Here is a 17,991-nt window from a genome sequence, read left to right as displayed (position 1 = left end):
CGTGATGGAACCGGTGCCGATGCTGCTGGCGATGACGTACCGCGCCATGGGCGACCAGTTCCACGACCGCCTCAGGCAGATCGGGCTGGAGCCCCTGCGGCCCGCCCACGGCTACGTCTTCCGGTTCCTCAAGGAGAAGCGCGCCACCACCGTCGACATCGGACAGCACCTCGGCGTCACGAAGCAGGCGGCGGCGAAGATCGTCAACGAGCTCGACGAGTGGGGGTACGTGCTCAGGGAGCCGCACCCCACGGACAAGCGCGCGCAGTACGTCACGCTGACCACGAAGGGGCGCGACTACCTGAAGTTCGCGGACAACCTGTGGTCCGATCTCGAGGGCGAGATGGCCGAGGCGATCGGCGCGGATGTGCTCGCCACCATCAGGCAGGGCCTCGCGGGGTACCTGCGGCACGTCCACGGCGAGGACCAGCCGGGGCTGCGACCTGTGTGGTAGCACCCTGGTGCTGCGACGGCGTTCAACTGAGCGGGTGCCTGCGGCGCTTGTGGTGGCTGAGGCGGGCTTGGTGTTCTTCCGCTCGCCTCGCGTCGTCCTCGCACGACGGCGCCGGTGGGAGTTCGAGTCAGAGGTCGCCGAGGAGCGCCTTGATGACCTCCATGAGCTGATCGCGCAGTTGATCGGTGGGCATGTCCTGGTAGTGGTCCGAGAACATGACCAGCGGCCCGAAGATCGCACCCAGAGTGCTGCCGAGCCGGACCCGGACCCGCGGTTCGAGCCGCGGATCGGCGAAGAGCACGGACAGCTTGGTGTTCTGCTGCGCCATCCGGGCCCCGAGATCGGCGTCGTTGGCGAACAGCGCGTGGAAGACGTCCTCGTTGCGCTCCAGAACGACGAGCATCTGCCGGTGCCGCAGAACGACGTCGATGATCTGGGGCAGGGCCCGCTGCCACGCGCCCGGGTCGGTGCCGGCCACCACCAGTCGGTCGGAGGCCTCGGTGAGGACGTCCAAGGCCCGGACGACGACGACGCGGGCGATGTCGTCCTTGGCGTGGAAGTGGTGGTACACCGCCGCCTTGCTGACGCCCAGCCGCTCGGCGATGTGCCGCAGCGATGTCCCCTGATAACCCTGCCGCGCGAACAGGTCGAGGGCAACGTCGACGATGCGCTCCCTCATCGGCTTGGGGACGGGGTTGTCGGCGGTCACGGCCACAGGCTATAACTTGCCGATCGACAAGGTGAGGCTTGCCGATCGGCAAGTTCTCCTCCTGGTCGCGATGCGGAGAGGTGGATCGTGAAAAGTCGTCTGCTCGACCGGCTGCTGGTGGCCGCCCAGATCGACGCGATCGAGTCGTTGGGGCCGCGATTGCGGTTGATCACGCTGTCCGGGCCCGATCTGACCGGACTTGACTGGCAGCCCGGCCAGCACGTACGGGTGCAGGTGGCCGCCGGGCCGCCCGCCGTCGACTGGCTGCTGGGCACGCTGCGCACCTACACGGTGTGGAGTTACCGCGACCAGACCATGCAACTCGTCGTCTTCGACCACGGAGACGGGCCGGGTGCCCACTGGGCGCGGACCACCCGCCCGGGCGACGAGCTGCTGCTGATGAAACCGCAGGGCGGCTTCGTCACCGCGCCTGCTCTGTATCACCTCTTCGTCGGGGAAGAGACCGCCCAGGCCGCCTTCGGTCCGATGCTGCGGGCTCTGCAGGCCGACACCCCGGCCTTCTGTGTGCTCGAGGTCGACTCGCCCGAGGAGCGGTTGGACCTGGGGCGGGACGCGAACCTGGAGTGGAGCTATCGCCGGGGGCGCTCCGCTGCCTCCTCCGAGACCCTGGTCGAGGCCGTCCGCAGGCTCGATCTGCCCGCCGAGCCGGGCCGGGCACATCTGGCCGGAGAGGCCCGGACGATCCAGCTGATCCGCCGCCACCTGGTCGAGGAGCGGCACTGGCCGCGCCGCAACGTGCTCACGAAGCCGTTCTGGACTCCGAACCGCAAGGGCATGGACTGACCGCCGGCGGTCGACGGGGAATCGAACCGGCAAGAAGACGAGTCGTGCGCATGTTTCCGCAAACACCCACTCATGTCCTGCAAGGGGATTTCATGTCCGAATTCGAGTCCGCCGTGACAGCGTTCCTCCTCATCAAGACCAACCGTGCCTGGTTGGACCTACCCGTGCCGGAGCGTGCCGCCGCCTTCCGGGAGAACGTTCTGCCCGCCATCGAGGACAAGGCGAAGGACGTGCGCTGGCGCTACTACGACACCGAGTTCTACTCGGCCCGCGTGACCGACATCTGGGTCTGGGAGGCGCGTGATCACGACACTTTCCAGTTGGTGATCGAAGCTTTGCGCGAGACACCGTTCTGGGATCACTACTTCGAGATCGTCGAAATCATCGTGGGTGTGGAGAACGCGGTCACCAAGAACTACGGCCCCGAAATCCTGGCGACCGTCGACGCCTGAGCCCGTAGACACCCACGACCCGGCCGCGCTCAAACCGATGGTGCTGCGTGTCGCCGTTGCCACCGACCCGGTGGCAACGGCAGTCAGGTGAGTGGGTGGCCGCGTCGTTGGGGCGGCTGAGGGGGCTTGATGTCGTCTTCGGCGCCGGTGCGACCTGATGCTGATCCCGAATTGACGACTCAGCACACTAGAACACCTGGACCAGCGCGACCACGCTGAGCACCGCGAAGATCACCCCGGCCACCCGCTGGATCCAGTGCGTCGGCAACCGCCCGGCGAGCTTGCGCCCCACGAGGACGGCGAGTCCGGCCACGGCGACCAGTGCGAGCCAGGCACCGAGACCCACTGCCAGCGGCGTGCCGTACCGGGCGGTGATGCCGGCCGTCGCGAGCTGCGAGGCATCGCCCCACTCGGCGGCGAACAGGACGCCGAACGACGTGAGGGCGGCGCGCCAGAACGGCACGGCGGTCTGCGTTCCCGCCTCGTCCGCGGAGTCGTCGTCCTTCGAGAAGCCTTCGCGCAGCAGCATGAACGCGCCCACGCCGAACAGCACGGCGACCACGCCCGCCACGACCCGGTCGGGCAGCAGGGTGATCGCGGAGCCGAACGCGGCGGCCACGACGCTCTGCACGGCGAAGGCCGCGACCACGCCGACGAACACCGGCCAGGCGCGGTAGCGCGTCGTCAGCACCAGGGTCGCGACCATGGTCTTGTCGGGCAGCTCGACTAGGAACACCACCGCGAAGGCGGTGATGAACGCGAGCAATGATGTGGCCACGAGGTCCTCCACGTCCGAATACGTACCCGGACGGAGGCGCGTCAGACCCCGACCAGGCGTGCTTGCACCTGGCCGGAGGTCTCGTTCGCCCGATCGAGATCGGGTGTGGGACCGGATCCGCTCGAAGGCGGATCAGTATGTCGATCACCACGCCACCGGCCGACTGCTCCGGTGGGAACTACTCCCCTCTGGCGCACACATCGTAACCGACGCATGTCACCCACAAGGCGTGACTTCGCGCACGGGACCTTGGTCCCGAGCCGGGACGGGACCGTCGTACCTGATGAGGCCCATGATCCGAATTTACGCTCGATGACGTGGAAGTACTCGAACTCGCGCGGTGGCAGTTCGGCATCACCACCGTCTACCACTTTCTGATGGTGCCGCTGACGATCGGCCTCTCCCTCCTGGTGGCGGGGATGCAGACCGCGTGGGTGCGCACGGGCAACGAGCGCTACTACAAGATGACGAAGTTCTGGGGGAAGCTCCTCCTGATCAACTTCGCCATGGGCGTCGTGACGGGCATCGTGCAGGAGTTCCAGTTCGGCATGGCCTGGAGCGCCTACTCGCGGTTCGTCGGGGACGTGTTCGGCGCTCCGCTCGCGATGGAGGGGATCGTCGCCTTCTTCGTCGAGTCCACGTTCCTGGGCCTGTGGATCTTCGGCTGGGACAAGCTGCCGAAGAAGGTCCACCTGGCGTGCGCCTGGGCGTTCAGCCTCGCCACGATGGCCAGCGCGTACTTCATCCTCGCCGCCAACTCCTGGATGCAGCACCCGGTCGGCATCGAGATGTACGAGGGGCGTCCCCGCCTCACCTCGATCTGGGCCGTGCTGACCAACAACACCGTGCTCGCCGCCTTCCCGCACACCATCGCGGGTGCGTTCGCGGTGGCCGCCGCGTTCCTCGTGGGCATCGCCGCCTGGCACCTCTCGCGCAGGTCGGAGGAGGAACGGGTCTGGCGCAGCTCGCTCAAGCTCGGCACGTGGGTCGGCGTGGTCGCGTTCGCGGCGCTGAGCATCAGCGGTGACCTGCAGGGCAAGCTGATGTTCGAGCAGCAGCCGATGAAGATGGCCGCCGCGGAGGCGTTGTGCCACACCGAGCAGCCGGCGAGCTTCAGCGTCTTCGCGGTCGGCGACGTCACCAGGCCCGACTGCGAGAACGTCAAGAGCATTACGGTGCCCGCACTGCTGAGCTTCTTGGCGCACAACGACTTCAACAGCGAGGTCAAGGGCGTTCAGGACCTCGTGCCGATGTACCAGGAGAAGTACGGCGAGTTCTACCCCGTCGACGAACGGCTGGGTGAGCTGAGCGGCAAGCCGATCGACTACGTGCCGGCGCTCCCCGTGACGTACTGGGGCTTCCGGTTGATGATCGGGTTCGGTGCCATCTCGGCCGGCCTCGGGGTGTTCATGCTCTGGCTGACGCGGAAGAACCGGACGCCCACCGGATGGTGGTTCCCGGCTCTCGGCCTCGCCGGTATCGCGACCCCGTTCGTGGCCAACAGCGCGGGCTGGATCTTCACCGAGATGGGACGGCAGCCGTTCGTGGTCGCGCCCAACCCGTCCGGTGTGGACGGTGTCTGGATGTTCACCGCGCAGGCGGTCTCGGCGGCGACACCCGGCGAGATCCTCACCTCGCTGATCGCGCTCACCGCGGTCTACGGACTGCTGGCGTGCGTCGAGGTCTACCTCATCCGCAAGTACGTCCGCGGTGGTGTCGCGGGGGTCATGCCCGCGAAGACCGACGACGGCGCGCTGGCGTTCGCGTACTAGGGGAGAAGCTGTGGACGTTCTCTGGTTCTGCCTGATCGCCCTGCTGTGGCTGGGTTATCTCTTCCTCGAAGGTTTCGACTTCGGCGTCGGCATGTTGCTGCCCTTCCTCGGGCGGAACAACACCGAGCGCCGGGTCATGATCAACACCATCGGTCCCGTCTGGGACGGCAACGAGGTGTGGCTCCTCGTCGCGGGCGGTGCCACGTTCGCGGCGTTCCCGGGCTGGTATGCGGCGCTCTTCAGCGCCGCGTACCTGCCACTCACGCTGTTCCTGCTGGCGCTGATCGGCCGCGGCGTCGCGTTCGAGTACCGCGGCAAGGTGGATTCGGAGCGCTGGCGCAAGGTCTGGGACACCGTCATCTTCGTCGGCTCGTGGGTGGCGGCGCTGGGGGTCGGCCTGATCATCGCGACCACCGTGACCGGACTGCCGATCAACGCCGCCGGTGACCGGGTCGGCTCACCGTTCGCCGCGGTCAACTGGGAGACGCTGCTCGGGGCGCTCGCGATCGCCGGCTACGCGCTGGTGCACGGCGCGATCTTCCTGGCGCTCAAGACCGAGGGCGAGATCCGCGACCGCGCGCGGAGCCTGGCGCTGAGGATCGCGCCGGTCGCGCTGCTGCCACTGGTGGCGCTGCTGCTCCACGTCGCGGGCCTCTGGGCGCTGCCGGTGCTGGTGTTCGCCGGACTCGCCCTGTGGCGGCTCTGGGTGGCGCGTGAGGGACAGGCGTTCGCGCTCATGGGCTTCGCCGTCGCCGCGACGGTGGTCGTCCTGTTCGCCTCGCTGTACCCGAACGTCCTGCCGTCGACGCTGGATCCGGCCTACTCGCTGACCGTCGAGGGAGCGGCGTCGAGCCCGTACACGCTGAAGGTCATGACCTGGGTCGCCGCCTTCGGCACGCCCGCCGTGCTCGTCTACCAGGGCTGGACGTACTGGGTGTTCCGCAAGCGGATCGGCGTCCAGCACATCCCGGCGGCGCACTGATGAGGCGAGGTCCGCTGGGCGCTCTGCCCCAGCTCTCCCGGAGCGCCCGGCGCGCCCTCGTCGGGGTGGGCGCGCTGGCGTTGTTCAACTCCTTGGCACTCGTCGCCCAGGCCGTCGCGCTGGCGTCGGTCATCACGACCCGCGAGGGCCTGCCGCTGCTGGCCGTGGCGATCCTGGCCCGCGCCGGGCTGTCGTGGGCGACGGAGAGCGCCGCCGCCCGTGCCGCCGCCGGCGCCAAGGAGGAGCTGCGGACCCAGCTGCTCGCCAAGTCGTTCGAACGCGGCCCCGGCTTCGTCGCCGAGCGCGGCACGGCCGAGCTGTCCGTGCTCGCGACCAAGGGCCTCGACGCGCTCGACGCCTACTTCACCCGCTACCTCCCCGCGCTGGTCACGGCCGCGATCGTGCCGCCGCTCGCCGGGGCGTGGATCCTCTTCACCGACTGGCCGTCGGCCGTGCTGATCGCGGTCACCGTGCCGCTGATCCCGGTGTTCGCCGCGTTGATCGGCTGGTACACCGAGAAGCGCGTCAAGAAGGCCGCCGACGTCACCGAACTGCTGTCGGCGCAGCTCCTCGAACTGCTCCGCGCCCTGCCGGTGTTGACCGTCTTCGGGCGGGCCGAGCAGCAGGCGGGCGCGGTCCGGCAGATCGGCGAGCAGCACCGCAAGGCCACGATGGGCACGCTGCGGATCGCGTTCCTCAGCGCGTTGGTGCTGGAGATCGCGGCGTCGCTGAGCGTCGCGCTGATCGCCGTCGGCATCGGCATCCGGCTCGTGCACGGCGACATGACGCTGATGACCGCGCTGGTCGTGCTGATCCTGGCGCCCGAGTGCTACCTCCCGTTGCGTGCCGCGGGTGCCGCCCACCACGCGAGCGAGGACGGCCTGGAGGCGGTCCGGCGCGTGGCCGAGGTCGTCGACCACGAGGACAGGAGCAGGCCGCGCCTGCCCGGCGGATCGGTCCACGTCGACGACCTGCGGGTGCTCCGGCGCGGGGGATTCGCGCCGGACGGCATCAGCTTCGACGTCCGGCAGGGGGAGATTCATCGACTTGAGGGCGCGAGCGGTGCCGGGAAGTCGACGACGTTCGGGGTGCTGCTGGGCTTCGTGGAGCCGACGGACGGCACGGCGTTCGTGGCCGGCGACATCGCGTACGTGCCGCAGAAGCCCGCGTTCGCCGCGGCCACCCCGCGCGCCGAACTGGAACTGACGGTTCCGGACGCCCAGGACATCGAGCGGGTCGCGGACGAGGTCGTGGCGTCGCACCTGCTCGACCGCAAGATCACCGACCTCTCGACCGGTGAGCGCCAACGCGTCGCAGTCGCGCGCGCCCTGCTGAGGGTTCGCCACGGCGCGACGGTGCTGTTGCTCGACGAACCGACCGCCCACCTCGACCCGGTGACAAGTCGCAAAGTCGACAAAGCGATCAAGCGGGCCAGCGCCACCGCGGCCGTCGTCCTCGCCTCGCACCGCGAGAAGGAGGCGACCGACGACGAGACGTTCGCCAGGGTCGTCACCGACGAAACGCCGCCCGAACGTCCGAAGCGGCTGCCGATCCCGTGGAAGGGGGCCGGGCTGGGCGTGCTCGCGGCCGTCGCCGGCATCGCGCTGACCGCGCTGGCCGCCCACCTGATCGCCCGCGCCGCCGAGATGCCGCCGATCCTGACGCTGTCGGTGCTGGTCGTGGGCGTGCGGACGTTCGCGTTGAGCAAGGGCGTGCTGCGCTACGTCGAGCGTCTGGTCACGCACGACGAGACGTTCCGCCTCGCGACCACGCTGCGGGCCGAGTTGTGGCTCAGGCTCGTGCGGTCTCAACGTCGTGATGGGCTCCAACGGCTCGTGGAGGACACCGACACGGTTCGCGACCTGATCCCGCGGGTGCTGGTGCCGCCGGTCGTCGCGATCGGGGCGGGCATCGCGACCACGGTCCTGTTCGCGTTCATCGACCCGATGGCCGCGCTGACCCTGGGCGGGCTGCTGCTCGCGGCGGGGCTCGCCGCACCGGCCGTCGCCGTCTGGACCGAGCGCCGGGCCAGCACGAAGCTCGCCAGGGGCCGCCGCGAGGTCGCCCGCGACACGATCAACGCCCTCGCCGCCGCGCCGGACCTCATCGCGCACGACGCCCACCACCGCCTGCTGGCGCAGCTGCACGCCAAGGACGTCGAGCTCGCGGCGCAGACCCGCAAGCAAGCGTTTGGCACGGGCGCGGCCACGGCGATCGTCCTGCTCGCGACCGGTGCGGCGGCCCTCGCCTGCGCGATGACGGGCAACCCGGTGCTGGGGCTCGTCCCGCTCGCGCTCGCCGAACCGCTGGCCGCGCTGCCGCTGGCCGCCCAGCAGCGCAGGGCGTTGCGGGAGGCCTCGGCACGGCTGCGGTTCGACGCGCCCGAACGGCCCGAGGTGCACCGCGGCAGGCGGATCCGGCTGGAGAACGTCGACGTCCGCTGGCCCGGTGCGACCGAGCCGACGCTGCGCGACCTGCACCTGAACATCGAGCCCGGCACGCACGTGGCGGTCGTCGGGCCGTCGGGCAGCGGCAAGTCGACGCTGTTCGCGCTGCTCCTGGGCTTCCTGCCGCCCGAACGCGGCATCGTCGAGCTGCCACGCGCCACCTGGTGCCCGCAGGAGCCGATGCTCGTCAGCACGACCGTGAGGGAGAACCTGCGGATGTCGGGTCAGCACGACGACGAGGCGTTGAAGGACGCCCTGCGCAAGGCCTGCCTGGACGACTGGACCGACCGGCTGGACACGGTGATCAGGCCCGACCAGGTGTCGGGCGGCGAGGCGCAACGGCTGGCGCTGGCACGGGCGCTGCTGCACGACGCCGACGTGGTGCTGCTCGACGAGCCCACCGCGCACCTCGACGAGCCGACCGCGCTCCGGCTGCTGGAGCAGCTGCGGCAGGACCACAGGACCGTCCTGCACATCACGCACCGCCCGGACGAGGCGGCGAGGGCGGACCTGGTGCTGGACCTCGGCACCCCCGCATACCGTTGAGGACCATGGACCCCTCTCTGGCGCGGCGCGTGCTCGTCGCGTCCACCGAGATCACGTCGGCGGCGCTGGAAGACCCGGAGAACGTGCTGAGGCTCGTGGTGGAGGCGGCCGCGGAGATCGCGGACGCCGACCTCGTCCTCGCCATGCTCGCCACCGAGGACGACGACGGCACGCTGACCGTCGAGGCCTCGTCCGGCGAGCCGGTCACGGCGACGCTGAGCCCGCGCAGCGCCGCCGCCAAGGCCGCGCGCACGGGCGTCCCGGTGATGGCCGACGACGTCACGAGCGACCCGCGCACGGCCCCGTACGTGCCGCAGGCGTTGCGCAGCTACGGCCCGTTCGCGGTGGCGCCGTTCGGCACCTCGGACCGCAAGATCGGCGCGCTCGCGGTCTACCGGCGGCGGGACAAGCCGCCGTTCACGCCGGAGACGGTGGACGTGCTGTCGGCGTTCGCGGCGCAGGCCGGTCTCGCCGTGGTGCTGTCCGAGGGCTTCACCGCCCGGCAGCGCGTCGCGGTCTACGAGGAGCGCGAACGGATCGCCCGCGACCTGCACGACGTGATCATCCAGCGGCTCTACGGCGCCGGCGTGCAGCTCAGCCTGCTGGAACGGCGCCTGGGCAAGAAGCTCGACCACACCGACCGCGCCCGGATCAACGAGGCCGTCGACCTGGTCGACGAGACGATCGCCGAGGTCCGCGGCACCGTCCGCAAGCTGCGCAACACCGACCCGGCCGAGGGCGTAGACCTGCTCGACTCGATCAAGGCCGAGGTCCGCACGGCCGGTGAGCTGCTCGGCTTCGCGCCGCGCCTGCACGTGGCGGGCGACCTGGCGAACGTGCCGCGGCGGCACGCCGACGACGCGCGCGCCGCGTTGCGTGAGGCGTTGTCGAACGTCGTGCGGCACTCAGGTGCCACGAACCTCCAGATCGACGTACGGCGCGATGAGAAGCACCTGCTGCTGCGCGTCGCCGACAACGGGTGCGGCATCCCGTCCGGCGTGACTCAGCGCGGCCTGCGGCACCTCGCCGAACGGGCGAAGTCCGCGAGTGGTGATTTCCGCGTCGTGAGTTCGCCGAACGGGACGACGCTCACCTGGTCCGTCCCCGTTTAGCCACCCAGGCGGCGGCCTGCGTCCGTCGTTCCATGCCGAGTTTCGACAGAACGGACGTCACGTAGTTCTTCACGGTCTTCTCCGCGAGGAACAACCGTTCACCGATTTGGCGGTTCGTGAGGCCCTCACCGATGAGTTCGAGCACGCGCTGTTCCTGGTCGGTGAGTCCGATCGGGGCGGGATTGCGCATCCGTTCGAGTACCCGGCTTGTGGTCGCCGGGTCCAGAAGGGATCGTCCCGCCGCGACCTCGCGCACGGCCGTGACGACGTCCTGGCCGCGCACCTGCTTGAGCAGGTACCCCGAGGCACCGGCCATGATCGCGCCGACGAGCGCTTCTTCGTCGTCGAATGCGGTCAGCACGAGGCAACGAATGCCAAGGTCGCGCAACGACCGGCACAGGTCGACCCCGCTGCCGTCGGGGAGCTGGACGTCCACGACGGCCACGTCCGGCGGTGTCGCCGCAGCTCTGGTCACCGCCTCGCCGACGGATCCGGCCTCGGCTATGACCGAGATGTCCGTCTCGTCGTCGAGCATCTCGCGCAGACCCCTGCGCACTACTTCGTGATCGTCAACCAACAAAACGCGCACTGGCACGAATCCACCGTACGTCGAATGGCTGTTCCTGGACGTGACTCGAATTGGCACAGTTCTTGTCATGGCAGAAGGCTCGGTACGACCGGTCGAGGAAGCAGATCGCATAGTTGTGGCCCGACTGGTTCTCGAGCTGTGGGGCGCGCACACGGCCGTCGCGCACGGCGAGGTGTTCTTCCCGGCGAGTCTGCCGGGCTTCCTCGTGGAGAAGCAGGGTCACGTGCTGGGTCTGCTGACCTACGCGGTGACGAACCACCAACTGGAGATCGTGACGATCGACGCGCTGCGGCGGGGCCGCGGCGTCGGCACCGCGCTCGTCGACGCCGCGGTTCGCCAGGCGCGCTCCTCCGGGTGCAACCGGGTGCGGCTGACGACCACCAACGACAACCTCGACGCGATCCGCTTCTACCAGCGCCGCGGGTTCAAGCTGGCCGCGCTGAGACCGGACGCGGTCCGCGAGGCGCGCAAGCTCAAACCGGAGATACCGGCTGTGGGTGAGTTCGGCATCCCCATCACGGACGAGCTGGACCTCGAACGATGGGTGGCGCCACGCCAGTAGTCCACAAGCATCCACAACCTTGTCCACAGGGTTGTGCACAAGTCCTGTGCACAACCTCCGTCAGACGTGCAGGGGGTTGAAAGCCTCGTCCCACGCGGCGGCGACCTGGTGCGCGCACGTGGACGGGGCGACGCCTCCCACCCCGGTGCCGAGCCCCGGCATCGCGATGGTGCGGACGGCGTCGCGCACCGGCGTGCCGTCCTCCAGACGCCCTTCGCTCCACAGCCGGAGCACGGCGCGGGCGGCGAGGTAGGGGTGGACGGTGTCGACCGGCAGCCGTTCGCCGGGCAGGCGCATCGTCGGCGCGCTGATCAGCCACGCCGGCTCGGTCTCGCCGGTCGCCACGATCTGCGCCTCGCCCACCGGGAGCTCTCCGCCGTGCAGCGCGAGGACGGCGCTGCGGACGTTGTTCTCGACCAGGGGGAAGGCCGTGGCGTAGACGGCGTCGATGCCACCGCGCATCCAGCCCTGCGAGTTCGCCGGGCTGACGATGGCCTGCGCGTGGATGTCGAGCACGGACCCGCGATGCACCCTCACCCCGGTGCGTCCGTCGGCGACGGCGAGCCAGGCGTTCGCCATCGGTTCGTCGACCGCGCACAACACGAGTTCTGGCGCTAGAGCGGGCACGCCCCAAGCATTCCAGTTCGAACGGCCCTTGCGGAACCCAGGTTTGGCCCCTGACACAGGCGTGATTTCCGCCTCTGATCGCCGCACTACGCTGACCTGATGCCGCGCATTGCGTACTTCGGACCACAGGGCACCTTCACCGAGCAGGCAGCGATGCGGTTCGAGGGCGACCTGGTCCCGGTCGAGACGATCCCGCTCGCGTTCGCCGCCGTGCGCCGCGGCGAGGCCGAGTTCGCGTGCGTGCCGATCGAGAACTCCGTCGAGGGCGCCGTGCCCGCGACCCTGGACGCCCTCGTGCGCGACGAACCGGTCGTGGCGGTGGCCGAGACCGTGCTGGACGTCCGGTTCAGCGTCCTGGTCCGTCCGGGCACGACCGACATCAAGACCATCGCCTCGCACCCGCACGCGCTGGCCCAGGTCCGCGAGTGGATCGCCGCGGAACTGCCGGGCGTCACCTCGATCGCCACCTCGTCCACCGCCGCGGCCGCCGCCGAGGTGGAGCGCGGTGAGTTCGACGCCGCCGTGACGGCCCCCGTGGCCGTGCACCACTACAAGCTCGACGAGTACGCCACCGACGTCCTGGACGTGCCCGACGCGCGCACGCGGTTCCTGCTGCTGCGCCGGCCAGGTGCGTTGCCGGAGCCGACCGGCGCCGACCGCACGAGCGTCGTGGTGACCACCCCGAACCGCGTGGGCGTGCTGTCCGAGCTGCTCACGGAGCTCGCGTTGCGTGGCATCAATCTCACCGGCCTCGAATCGCGTCCCCAGAAGGGCAAACTGGGGACGTACCGCTTCTACATCGACGTCGAGGGGCACATCGCAGAGCCGAGGATCGGTGACGCGCTGGCCGCGCTGCACCGACACTCGCGTGAGATCCGGTTCCTCGGGTCCTTCCCGAAGGCCGACCACGAGCCCGTCGAGGCTCACAACGCCGAGTTCGCCGCAGCCGCCTCCTGGGTCGATGCTGTCAGAAAGGGCGAGCGCGGGTGAGGTTGCTGCTGGTCAGGCACGGTGAGACGGCGTCGAACATCGAGCGCAAGCTCGACACGGCCATGCCAGGACCCCCGCTCACCGAACTCGGCCGGAAGCAGGCCCGCGAACTGGCCGACCTCCTCGCCACCGAAGAGGTGGCCGCCGTCTACGCGAGCATCGGCCTGCGCGCCCAGCAGACCGCGGCCCCGACCGCCGAGCGCTTCGGCCTGCCCGTCCAGGTCCTCGAGGGCATCGAGGAGATCCAGGTCGGCTCGCTGGAGGGCCGCAACGACACCGAGGCGTACCAGACCTACCTCGAGACCGTGATCCGCTGGGCCGAGGGCGAGCTCGACGTGGCGTTCCCCGGCGGCGGCGAGTCCGGGCAGCAGGTCCTGGACCGCTTCCTGGCCGCGATCTCGTCGATCCGGCAGGACGGCACCGTCGTGGTCGTGACGCACGGCGGCTCGGGCCGGATGGGCGCGCTGGCGCTGGCGTCGAACGTGCCGGTGGAACTGGCGGAGAACCTGCTGCCGAACACCGGCGTGGTGGTGCTGGAGACCGACGGCGACGGCTGGGTGTGCCGGTCGTGGGCGGGCGTGGAGATCTAGCCGGGCGCTCGCAGCCACGCGGTGCACTCGGCGTTCCAGCCGGTCAGGCACGCGGGGCCGGCCGGGGTGTCCACGACGAGGCCCTCGATCCGCAACAGGCCGCGCGCGGTCAGGTGGACGGCGTCCAGCTCGGCGGCCGCGGCCTCCCAGTCGACGTGCGCCGTTCCGGCGGCCGTTCGCGGGTAGCGGGCCACGAGGCGCGTGTAGTCCCCGACGTCGTCGAGGTGGTGAACACGCACCTCTTCGGGGTCGAAGACCACCTCGACCGGCTCGCGGTCGTGGTCGAAGAGCGACCAGCCGGTGGAGCCGTCGGGCAGCCGGGACGACGTCCACAGCGCGCCCTGCGGCTTCTGCCCGACGACCGAGCGCGGCTCGCCGTTGGTCACCCGCACGACCGGCAGCGGCCCGTGGTGCAACTGCGGCGAGGTGAGCGACACGTCGGCGAACCACCCCGCACCCATCCGTTCGCCGATGCGCGCCGCCGCGGCATCGCTCCAGGTCCCGGGCGGGGAACCGCCGGCCACGACGGACGCGGCGAGCGCGATCTCCGCGTACAGCTCCGAGTCGGTCCACGCGTCGACGCGCGCCGGATCGTCCGCGAACCGGCTGACCAGCTCGCGCAGGACCGGCGACGCGTCGGCGCTCCCCACTACGGGCAGTTCCTGACGGTGACGCGGCCCGAGTCCTTCTCCTGGTGGGTCGGGTTGCCGTTCTTGTCGACCACGGCGTACTTGGCGTGCGAGCTCATGACCATGCCGTTGTGGCACTGGTTCCAGTCCGCGCTGAGCCGGTAGAACTTCGCGGTGCCGCTGTCGTTGCCCCACTCGGCGAACCCGACCCGCTGGGCGACCGGCGTGTAGCTGAAGAGCTCGACCGTGATGCCGAGGTAGTTCTTCTCCGTGTTGCACCGGATCGTCGCGGCCGCGTTCGTCGAGCCGGGCACGTGGTGCGAGGCGTGCGGGTTGTCGAGCTGGAAGACGCAGTCCTCGTTCGCGGCCTGCGAAGAGGGGGCGCCCACCACCGATACGGCGCCCAGCACACACGTGACGACAGCGGTCCAGAACTTGCGCTTCATCCGTCCCCCAAGGTGTTCGAAGTCGCTTCGACTACTCCGAACGGACTATTCCACGGGACGGCTGGAGGGGCGACGCAGTTGAACGGGACTAGCCCCAGCCCAGCTCGTGCAGCTTCGCGTCGTCCACCCCGAAGTGGTGCGCGATCTCGTGCACCACGGTGATGATCACTTCCTCCACCACGTCGTCCTCGGTGTCGCAGATGTCGAGGATCGCCTCGCGGTAGATGAAGATGTGGTCTGGCAGGGTGCCGCCGTAGTCGGTGTTGCGCTCGGTCAGCGCGATGCCCTGGTAGAGCCCGAGCAGGGCCGGCTCGTCGGGGTTGCGGTCCTCGACCAGCACCACGACGTTGTTCATCGCGTGCATGAAGTCGGGCGGGACCAGGTCCAGGGCCTCCTCGACCAGTTCGTCGAAGCGTGCCCTGGTCATCTCGACGGTCATCGGTTCTCCGCGCTCGAGGGGGGTGCGCCGGAGGACGACGGGTCCGGCTTGTCCGAGCCGGACGGCTTGCCCGACTCCGAGGGCTTGCCGGACTCGGAGTGCAGCGGGGCGCCGGTGGGCTCGTCCTGGGGCCTGACCGAGGTGGTCTGCGGCGGGTTCGCCGTGGTCAGCGGCGCGCCGTTGGGGTTGCGGACGCTGCCCTCCCACGCCACGAGCTTCTCGCCCTGGGGGACGGCGCCGATCTTGCAGTTGGCCTTGCGCGAGCCGACGGCCCAGCTCTCCTGGGCGCGCGTGTCCCAGGTGATGAGCAGGTTCTTCGCCTTGAGGTCGGCGCCGCCGGTGTACTCGGCGGCGATCGCGGCGCACTTCTCGGACATCACCGTGTCCTGTTTCTCGGGCGCCAGGAACTCGCCCTCGGGGTGCTCCACGACGCCGACGATCTCGAACGCGTGCGGCTTGGCGCACTCGATCGGGTCACCCACCTTGTTGTCCTCGGTGAGCGCGACGCAGACGCCGGGGTCGTACACGTTCGACTGGTCCTGGGTCTTCGCGCTGCCGAACGACGGCAGCGCGGCGCCGGAGGGCGCCGTGACCTGCAGACCGCACCTGAGCTCGCGGTACCCGCTCGACCAGCGGGTCTCGTCCGGGTTCAGGGTGCTGACGCCGTACTTGCCCAGCGGGTCGAGCTTGCCCGCCATGTACGTGGTCGACGCCTGGGCGCAGTTGTCCTGCGCGATCTTCTCCCAGGCCTCGGCGGCCGGGTACGGCGCTTCCTTCGGGTACGCGGCCGTGATGTCCGCCGTGCCGGTGACCTCGAACTTGTGCGCGGCGGCGCAGTCGACCTTCTGCGCGTCGGAGAGGTCGGCCTTCTCCCAGTTGAGGCACTCGCCGACGCCTGCCTGGTACGCCGCGTTCACCAGCTCGCGCTTGGTGCTGATCGGGCCTCCTGCCAGCACCGACGTGAACGTGGCCAGCATCAGGAGGCCGAACGCGCCCAGGAACGCACCGGCCATCACCAGCCGCGTGTCGCGGATGTGACCAGATCGACTCAACCAACCGGCGCTCGGAGACATCTCATCCATGATGCCCGTGCCGTGTGAGACCGCTGTGCGCCGGGTTGGGGTCGAGTGTTGCTTTTAGGACACTCGTCCACCAATCGGCCGTGTTTTCACAGTCTCACTAGGTACCTTGCCCGCGGGAGTGGTGATGACTGACAACAACCTGCCAGGACCTGGCCAGCCGACGCCCCAGCCTGGGCCGCCGTCGGGACAGCCCGGCCAGCCGCAACAGCCCGGCCAGCAGCCGCCGCCGTACCAGCCTGCGCCGCAGCAGGCCGGTCCGAACCAGCCTGCGCCGCAGAAGCCCACCAAGGGCAAGATGCGCCAGCAGCAGGCGGGCGTCACGAAGCCGCGTCAGGCGACGGTCGCCGAGCAACGCGCTCGCGCCGCCGCCCTCAAGGCGCAGCAGGAGCGGTTCGCCGCGGAATCCGCCGCCTTCGAGAAGAAGCGCAAGACCCGCAAACGCCTGCTCATCGGCGGTGGCGTCACCGTGGGCGTCGTCGCGCTGGTCGCGATCTGGTACGCGGCCGCCAGCCCCAAGAACGTCACGGCGCAGTGCACGGACCAGAACAACGTCATCGTCGACGACGACTACTGCTCCGACAGCTACTACCGCAGCCACGGCGGGTACAGCAGCGGCGGCTTCATCTACATCGGCAACAGCTCCTACCGCTACAACTACGGCGGCACGGGCTCGGTCGGTCAGAAGGTGAGCGGCGGCAGCTACACGATCCCGAAGGGCGCGAACGTCTCCACGAAGTCGGGCACGTCCGTCCAGCGCGGCGGGTTCGGCATCAGCAGCGGGTCGAAGAGCAGCGGAGGCTGAGCACAGTTGCGTCGTGAAGCCTCACATCCGCGGCCGAACTGGCAGCGGACGGTCTCTGACCAGGGGTTGGTCTTCGGCCTGCCCGCGAAGTACGCGAACGGCGCCGACCGCCCCTACTGGGACGAGTCGGTGCACTACGTGTTCGAGATGAGCGAGGTCCTCTCACTCGAAGCCGACGTCGAGCTGCTCCACTCCATGTGCCTCGACGCGGTCGACAACGTGGTGCTGACCGAGCGCTACCGCGACTTCGGCATCCCCGAGTGGGTGTGGCCGCACATCGCCGAGTCGTGGCGGCGCCGCGACCCGCACGTCTACGGCCGCTTCGACCTGCGCTACGACGGCTCGGGTCCCGCCAAGCTGCTCGAGTACAACGCGGACACCCCGACCTCGCTGCTGGAGGCCGCCTACATCCAGTGGTACTGGAAGGAGGAGGTCTTCCCGGACGACGACCAGTGGAACTCGCTGCACGAGCGCCTGGTCGAGCGCTGGACGGAGATCGGTGCCAAGCTCCCGTCCGGTGAGCTGCACTTCAGCTGGTCGAGCGCGGACCCGTCCGGCGAGGACCACCTCACCACCGCCTGCCTGCAGGAGACCGCGGCCGAGGCCGGGCTCAACACCGTGGGCATCGCGATGGAGGACATCGGCTGGGACACGCTGCTCAACCGGTTCGTCGACCTCGAAGAGGCCCCGATGGGCACCGTCTTCAAGCTCTACCCGTGGGAGTGGGTGGTCGAGGAGCAGTTCGGCCGGCACGCCGTCGAGTCGCTGCCCGGCACCCTCTGGCTCGAGCCGCTGTGGAAGATGCTGCTCTCCAACAAGGCGCTGCTCGCGATCCTGTGGGAGATGTACCCGGGCCACCCCAACCTGCTCCCCGCGTACCTCAACGACCCCGGCATGCTCACCGAGTACGTGCGCAAGCCGCTGCTCGGCCGCGAGGGGTCGAACATCCAGATCGTCGCTCCCGGCTACGAGACGCAGACCGGCGGCGTGTACGGCAAAGAGGGTTTCGTTTACCAGCTGTTCGATCCGCTTCCGGAGTTCGACGGCTACCGCCCCGCGTTGGGTGCCTGGGTCGTCGGCGACACGTCGGCGGGCCTCGGCATCCGGGAAACAGTCGGCCTCGTGACCGACGATGGCGCGGCGTTCGTGCCGCATCGAATTGTTGAGTAAGACTCCGAA

At 69.6% G+C, this 17,991-nt stretch carries 20 protein-coding genes; 12 read left to right on the top strand and 8 right to left on the bottom strand.

Annotated features, from left to right (window positions below):
* Positions 1 to 4: 4 nt before the first annotated feature.
* The gene (locus tag ND450_RS31915; protein WP_253328057.1) at positions 5 to 454 is read left to right on the top strand and encodes a MarR family winged helix-turn-helix transcriptional regulator; all 450 of its coding nucleotides are present in this window, start codon (positions 5 to 7) and stop codon (positions 452 to 454) included.
* A 127-nt stretch (positions 455 to 581) separates the two neighbouring features.
* Here the strand turns inward: ND450_RS31915 and ND450_RS31910 are convergent, their stop codons facing one another.
* Complete coding sequence (locus ND450_RS31910; protein ID WP_253322101.1) at positions 582 to 1,163, bottom strand: TetR/AcrR family transcriptional regulator; 582 nt, start codon at positions 1,161 to 1,163, stop codon at positions 582 to 584.
* Between the two features lie 87 nt (positions 1,164 to 1,250).
* Here ND450_RS31910 and ND450_RS31905 point away from each other — a divergent pair, with 87 nt between their 5' ends.
* Both ND450_RS31905 and ND450_RS31900 read left to right on the top strand, forming a co-directional pair.
* Positions 1,251 to 1,967 carry a siderophore-interacting protein gene (locus tag ND450_RS31905; protein ID WP_253322100.1) on the top strand — a complete coding sequence of 239 codons (717 nt, stop codon included), beginning with the start codon at positions 1,251 to 1,253 and terminating at the stop codon, positions 1,965 to 1,967.
* 92 nt (positions 1,968 to 2,059) lie between these two features.
* Complete coding sequence (locus ND450_RS31900) at positions 2,060 to 2,419, top strand: darcynin family protein (protein ID WP_253322099.1); 360 nt, start codon at positions 2,060 to 2,062, stop codon at positions 2,417 to 2,419.
* Positions 2,420 to 2,606: 187 nt separating this feature from the next.
* Here ND450_RS31900 and ND450_RS31895 read toward each other — a convergent pair whose 3' ends face one another.
* Positions 2,607 to 3,197, bottom strand: a complete 591-nt coding sequence (locus tag ND450_RS31895; RefSeq protein ID WP_256557325.1) for a TMEM165/GDT1 family protein — start codon at positions 3,195 to 3,197, stop codon at positions 2,607 to 2,609.
* 317 nt (positions 3,198 to 3,514) lie between these two features.
* Between ND450_RS31895 and ND450_RS31890 the strand changes: the two genes are divergently transcribed.
* The 4 genes from ND450_RS31890 to ND450_RS31875 are packed head-to-tail and all read left to right on the top strand — an operon-like array spanning position 3,515 to position 10,056.
* A complete protein-coding gene (locus tag ND450_RS31890; RefSeq protein WP_253322098.1) occupies positions 3,515 to 4,969 on the top strand; it encodes a cytochrome ubiquinol oxidase subunit I in 1,455 nt (484 codons plus the stop codon).
* 10 nt (positions 4,970 to 4,979) lie between these two features.
* Entirely contained in the window at positions 4,980 to 5,951 is a 972-nt protein-coding gene (cydB, locus tag ND450_RS31885; RefSeq protein ID WP_253322097.1) for a cytochrome d ubiquinol oxidase subunit II, read from the top strand.
* Entirely contained in the window at positions 5,951 to 8,944 is a 2,994-nt protein-coding gene (cydD, locus tag ND450_RS31880; RefSeq protein ID WP_253322096.1) for a thiol reductant ABC exporter subunit CydD, read from the top strand. Before cydB ends, cydD begins: the two co-directional genes overlap by 1 nt.
* 5 nt (positions 8,945 to 8,949) lie before the next feature.
* On the top strand, positions 8,950 to 10,056 hold the full coding sequence (locus tag ND450_RS31875; protein ID WP_253322095.1) for a GAF domain-containing sensor histidine kinase: 1,107 nt from the start codon (positions 8,950 to 8,952) through the stop codon (positions 10,054 to 10,056).
* Here the strand turns inward: ND450_RS31875 and ND450_RS31870 are convergent.
* Complete coding sequence (locus ND450_RS31870) at positions 10,034 to 10,651, bottom strand: response regulator transcription factor (protein WP_256557324.1); 618 nt, start codon at positions 10,649 to 10,651, stop codon at positions 10,034 to 10,036. The genes ND450_RS31875 and ND450_RS31870 overlap by 23 nt on opposite strands.
* Positions 10,652 to 10,760: 109 nt before the next feature.
* Between ND450_RS31870 and ND450_RS31865 the strand changes: the two genes are divergently transcribed.
* The gene (locus ND450_RS31865) at positions 10,761 to 11,207 is read left to right on the top strand and encodes a GNAT family N-acetyltransferase (RefSeq protein ID WP_253322094.1); all 447 of its coding nucleotides are present in this window, start codon (positions 10,761 to 10,763) and stop codon (positions 11,205 to 11,207) included.
* A 60-nt stretch (positions 11,208 to 11,267) separates the two neighbouring features.
* Here the strand turns inward: ND450_RS31865 and ND450_RS31860 are convergent, their stop codons facing one another.
* Positions 11,268 to 11,786: a macro domain-containing protein gene (locus ND450_RS31860; RefSeq protein ID WP_089910202.1), complete on the bottom strand. Its 519-nt coding sequence runs from the start codon at positions 11,784 to 11,786 to the stop codon at positions 11,268 to 11,270.
* 147 nt (positions 11,787 to 11,933) lie between these two features.
* Between ND450_RS31860 and pheA the strand changes: the two genes are divergently transcribed.
* Together pheA and ND450_RS31850 are read left to right on the top strand one after the other, a co-directional pair.
* Entirely contained in the window at positions 11,934 to 12,824 is an 891-nt protein-coding gene (gene pheA / locus ND450_RS31855) for a prephenate dehydratase (RefSeq protein ID WP_089907719.1), read from the top strand.
* Entirely contained in the window at positions 12,821 to 13,414 is a 594-nt protein-coding gene (locus tag ND450_RS31850) for a histidine phosphatase family protein (protein ID WP_253322093.1), read from the top strand. The genes pheA and ND450_RS31850 overlap by 4 nt, the downstream gene beginning before the upstream one ends.
* On the opposite strand, the gene ND450_RS31845 is transcribed toward ND450_RS31850, so the two are convergent.
* The 4 genes from ND450_RS31845 to ND450_RS31830 form a co-directional block, all read right to left on the bottom strand.
* Positions 13,411 to 14,064: a hypothetical protein gene (locus ND450_RS31845; RefSeq protein ID WP_253322092.1), complete on the bottom strand. Its 654-nt coding sequence runs from the start codon at positions 14,062 to 14,064 to the stop codon at positions 13,411 to 13,413. The genes ND450_RS31850 and ND450_RS31845 overlap by 4 nt on opposite strands.
* Complete coding sequence (locus ND450_RS31840; protein ID WP_253322091.1) at positions 14,064 to 14,489, bottom strand: hypothetical protein; 426 nt, start codon at positions 14,487 to 14,489, stop codon at positions 14,064 to 14,066. Before ND450_RS31840 ends, ND450_RS31845 begins: the two co-directional genes overlap by 1 nt.
* Before the next feature lie 88 nt (positions 14,490 to 14,577).
* A complete protein-coding gene (locus ND450_RS31835) occupies positions 14,578 to 14,928 on the bottom strand; it encodes a metallopeptidase family protein (protein WP_089907725.1) in 351 nt (116 codons plus the stop codon).
* Complete coding sequence (locus tag ND450_RS31830) at positions 14,925 to 15,980, bottom strand: septum formation family protein (RefSeq protein WP_253322090.1); 1,056 nt, start codon at positions 15,978 to 15,980, stop codon at positions 14,925 to 14,927. Before ND450_RS31830 ends, ND450_RS31835 begins: the two co-directional genes overlap by 4 nt.
* 154 nt (positions 15,981 to 16,134) lie before the next feature.
* Here ND450_RS31830 and ND450_RS31825 point away from each other — a divergent pair, with 154 nt between their 5' ends.
* Entirely contained in the window at positions 16,135 to 16,812 is a 678-nt protein-coding gene (locus tag ND450_RS31825) for a hypothetical protein (protein ID WP_371927454.1), read from the top strand.
* A gap of 6 nt (positions 16,813 to 16,818) precedes the next feature.
* The gene (locus ND450_RS31820; protein ID WP_089907735.1) at positions 16,819 to 17,982 is read left to right on the top strand and encodes a glutathionylspermidine synthase family protein; all 1,164 of its coding nucleotides are present in this window, start codon (positions 16,819 to 16,821) and stop codon (positions 17,980 to 17,982) included.
* Positions 17,983 to 17,991 lie beyond the last annotated feature (9 nt).

Origin of the sequence: Lentzea sp. HUAS12, from assembly GCF_024125735.1 — a bacterium.
In the GTDB taxonomy this organism is placed as follows: domain Bacteria; phylum Actinomycetota; class Actinomycetes; order Mycobacteriales; family Pseudonocardiaceae; genus Lentzea; species Lentzea albida.
This window is presented reverse-complemented; position numbering and strand designations above follow the sequence as displayed.